Here is a 3,002-nt window from a genome sequence, read left to right on the forward strand (position 1 = left end):
GCGACGATGGTCATGGTGATCGGTGGCCTCCAGGATCGTGAACGGGTGGGCAGTGGTCGCCCGCGGCCGGCATCGTTCGGGAAGAGGTCACTTCGAGACACATCTGTGATGGGTCACAACCGTTACGCTGGACAGTCTCCTGATCAGGTCATCGAGGTGGGCCGGACGATGCCGGCCGCGCCGACGGGATGGACAATTCAACGGAAAGGCACCACCGTGATGGGCCAATAGCTTCGAGGGTCACATCCGCGTCAGCACGACCAACACCATCCTGACCAGCCGATCCCGGACCAGCCACCTCCAGACTCACAGATGCTTCTATGTCAAGCTGCCGGAGCGAGCTGAGTGATTTGATGGGTCCAGGTCGCCCGGTCGGCGAGCATCGCTCTGTGCACGACGTCGACCAGGTGCCGTTGGAGGATGCGACGTGCGCCTCGGGTGCCTTTGCCTGGCTCGTGGCGTGCGAGTAGTTGTTGTGCTGCGGGTTCTCGTCGCTTCTGCACGATTGCTGCGGTGTAAAGGACGCTGTTGAGCCTGCGGTTCCCTCCCCGGTGTAGGCGATGGCGTTCCTTGTCTGAGGAATAGACCGGGATCGGGGCGCATCCGGTATAGCGGGCGAGCTTGGCGGAGTTCGAGAAGCGAGAGATATCGCCGATCTCGGCGATCAGCACAGCTGCGGAGATGTGGCTGATACCTGTGATGTGCAGCAGCGAGGGAGCCAGCGGGGTGACCAGCTGCCTGATGGTGAGGTCAAGGTCACGGACGCGCTGGTTGACGGCGGCCAGTTCGCTGAGCATGTCGCTCATGACCTCTACGACGCCCGGGCGCAGTGAGCAGTTCTTCAGCAGCACCGTCACCGAGGCGATGGCCGTGGCCCGTGCCAGATCTCCTGGGGTGTGATCCAGCCAGAGGTGTAGTTGGGCCTTGAGCTGGTTGATCACTGCAGTTCGCCGTTTCACCAAGTTGGCCCGATGATCGACCAGGACCCGAAGCTCACGGACCCGTTCGTCGATGCGGTGCTTGTCCAGTCCTGGTGTCGCGATTGCCGCGCGTGCCGCTGCTGCAGCATCAACGGGGTCCGACTTTGCGCCGGTAGCAGCGTGCAGCCTGCGGTGTGCGACCGTGAGTCGGGTCGGGACCCAGACCACCTCTTGGCCGGCCATGAGCAGTCCGTCAGCGAGCCTTCGGGCGAATCCGTGCCCATCCTCGATCGCCCATGTGACTGGCGTCTGGTCGTCACTGATCGACCGAATCCAGACCAACAGTGCTGTGATCAGATGCGGCCCATTCTTGACAGTCAGAGTCCTGCCGACTTGTCGGCCAGCAGCGTCCACAGCCACTGCCACGTGAACATGCTTGTGCGGGTCAACTCCCACTGTCACCATCGACGTGTCCCTTCTGCTGTACCTGTTCGAAGACGGGGCAGTGGACGAGAGCCCTAACCGAGGGACATACCTATTGCGAGTTGACGGCTCAGCAAGCTTCTATCAAGTCACTCCCGGTCGGAGCTCTCGCCCACCGGGCCGCCGTGGACAAATCAACGGCAAGCCTGATGGCACGTGTTCTCCGAGTCACCGGGCGGCCCGTGCCAGAGCGACTCCCGTCGAAGACGCTTCCGGCTCCGCCATCTTGTACCAATAGGTGTTCTCGTTGCTGGGCCGCTGCCATGGGGCTGTGGGGGTCAGCGAAGTAGACCTTCGTGCTGGTCTCCAGCGCGAAGGTGGCGTGGGCGGACAGTTCCTTGCCGCGGTCCCAGGTGATGGTCTTGCGCAACTGCTGCGGCAAGGCTGTGATCGACGCGGCCAGGGCGGTGTTCATCGCGACCGCGCCGTAGCCGCCCAGTGAGGGTCTGTTCTTGACCGGCGGGATCTGGCCCCAGCCTTCCAAGCGAGGAAGGTGGACCAGGATCGTGGCGCGGCTGTGGCGTTCGACCAAGGTGCCGATCGCGGAGCGGCCGATGCCGATGATCTAGTCGCCTTCCCAATGGCCCGGAACAGCCCGGTCAGTGGCCTCGGCGGGCCGTTCGCTGATCACGACATCAGCGGTGACATGGCCTTGGGGCTTGTTTCGGGAACGCTCACGCGGCGAGCGCAGAGCCCTGCCGGTGCGCAGACAGCCCACCAGTTCCCGCTTCAGCGCCCCGCGACCCTCGAGGAACAAGGATTGGTAGATCGCCTCATGACTGATCCGCATGGACTCATCATCGGGGAACTCGAGGCGTGGGCGGTGGCTGATCTGGTCGGGGCTCCAGGCCTTCGACCAGCGACGATCGGCCCGGTGGGGCTTGTTCAACCCCTTCCAGCCCGGCGTGTCAGGACCATCGACGATGGTGCCGTCGGGTCGGGTGACTTTCCCGGCGAGCCGGTCCTGGACATAGTCACGCAGCCGCGGGTTGGTGACCATCTTCGCGGTCTTGGGGCGTTTGGCGGCCTCTTGTGCCTTCCATTGGGCGACGCTGGCTCGGTACTCGAGTTTCCCGCCACGGGTAGCAGCGTTGCGGCGCAGTTCGCGGCTGACGGTGCCCGGGTTCCGGCCGATCGCCCGGGCGATGTCGCGTACTCCTTTGCCCTGGGCCTTCAAGATCGCGATCTCCTCCCGCTCCTCGAAGGACAGGTAACGTCCACTCGGCTCGGCCAGACTGATCGGCGGCATGCCCCCAGCGTGACGAAACCAGCGCGACCCGACGGGAACCGACACGCCGACCGCGATCGCCGCCTCCGCCGTCGTGACACCCGTGGCGATCACCCGCCAGAACTCCCGCTGGACAACCCGAGACGGCTGCGGCCTGCCCGGAGAGAACATCAAAGGCCGCAACGCCCTGTCCGCCCGCCACTGCCGCCGCAACCCCTCCGGCGCATCGCTGGTCTTCATCGACTGTCCCGCGTCAAGCTTTCTGGCAGGCCGGTTATGAGGGCATGATCGGCGTCTAGGGAGCAGGAGGACCCGATCATGGGACGACCACCGGTGTTCAGTCCGGAGACCAAGACCAGGATCGTGTTGAG

General features: G+C 64.5%; 1 protein-coding gene and 1 pseudogene. Both read right to left on the bottom strand.

From position 1 onward, the window contains the following. Positions 1-323 precede the first annotated feature (323 nt). Positions 324-1,385 carry an IS110 family transposase gene (locus tag AAEX57_RS16110; RefSeq protein WP_342093316.1) on the bottom strand — a complete coding sequence of 354 codons (1,062 nt, stop codon included), beginning with the start codon at positions 1,383-1,385 and terminating at the stop codon, positions 324-326. A gap of 255 nt (positions 1,386-1,640) precedes the next feature. Then, positions 1,641-2,871, bottom strand: a pseudogene (locus AAEX57_RS16115) (IS30 family transposase); the annotation flags it as partial. Between the last annotated feature and the right edge of the window lie 131 nt (positions 2,872-3,002).

The sequence above is a fragment of the Luteococcus sp. H91 genome, assembly GCF_038433135.1.
In the GTDB taxonomy this organism is placed as follows: domain Bacteria; phylum Actinomycetota; class Actinomycetes; order Propionibacteriales; family Propionibacteriaceae; genus Luteococcus.

Coding starts and splice junctions, on each gene's coding strand:
- AAEX57_RS16110 (WP_342093316.1), bottom strand. CDS start 1,385: ATGGTGACAGTGGGAGTTGACCCGCACAAGCATGTTCACGTGGCAGTG.